Annotated in this window: 2 protein-coding genes; both read right to left on the bottom strand. The window is 63.9% G+C overall.

Annotation, left to right across the window (positions count from 1 at the left end):
• Window positions 1–812: transposase (locus ACZ60G_RS44155; RefSeq protein WP_465818414.1), on the bottom strand; the 812-nt coding region annotated here is incomplete at its 3' end.
• Window positions 809–1,006, bottom strand: a 198-nt coding sequence (locus tag ACZ60G_RS44150; RefSeq protein ID WP_465818412.1) for a hypothetical protein, incomplete at its 5' end; no start/stop codon positions are given. The genes ACZ60G_RS44155 and ACZ60G_RS44150, both read right to left, overlap by 4 nt.

Below are 1,006 nucleotides of genomic sequence, written 5' to 3'. Positions count from 1 at the left end.
GAATGTCGGTGATCGTTGTTGTAGTAGGTGAAGAACGCCTGACAGAACCGCCCGGCCTCACCGATCGAGGCGAACCGCTGCGGAAACGCCGGGCAATACTTCAACGTTTTGAACTGCGCCTCGCTGTAGGGATTGTCGTTGCTCACCCGGGGACGCGAGTGCGAGCGGGTGATGTTGAGGTCGATCAGCAGCTCCGATACGGGTTTGCTGGTCATCGGGCCGCCGTTGTCGGCATGGATGTAGTCGGGCACGACACCGTTGTTGGCGGCGATCGCGTCGAGATGGAATTGCTTTGCCAGCCAACCGGATTCGCCCGGCGCGATCCTCCAGTGGACGGCTTTGCGGGAGAAGATGTCCAGCATCACCAGCAGCGTGTAGTAGACGCCCTTGAACGGTCCGGGCAGTTTCGTCGCGTCCCACGACCACACCTGGTTCGGACCGGTAGCCACCAGCTCCGGTTTCACCCGGGGTGGATGGGTAGCCTGGCGGCGGCGCTCACGCACCTCGCCATGAACGCGCAGTAGCCGATACATCGTCGAGATCGAACACAAATACACCCCTTCGTCGAGCAGGGTGGCCCACACCTGCGCCGGCGACTTGTCGATGAACCGGTCGCTACGCAGCTGCGCGAGCACCGCGGCCTCCTCGGCCGAGGTCAACGCGGCAGGGTGCGTCACCGGCCTTCTCGGCCCCTGGATCGGAGGTTTCGGGTTGCGGTGCCGGTGCAGCGTGGCCCGCGATTTCCCGGTCAGCGCGCAGGCGGCCCGGATCCCACACACCGGCTCCAACTCGGCCGTGGCCGCGTCGATCACTTGGATCGTTTCGACTCGAAATCCGCGCCCTCGGAGAGCATTTCCAAGAGCTCGTGCGCTTTTCCCATGATCTGCAACGCCTTCCGGGTCTTGTCCAACTCCGCGACCAGCCGGGTGTTTTCCGCTTCCAGCTTCTCCGCACGCCGATCGGCGTCGGTCTTCGCTGGTTTCGGCCCAGTTTGCTTGGCCGCCAA

The sequence above is a fragment of the Nocardia sp. NPDC102475 genome (assembly GCF_055584605.1).
This window is presented reverse-complemented; position numbering and strand designations above follow the sequence as displayed.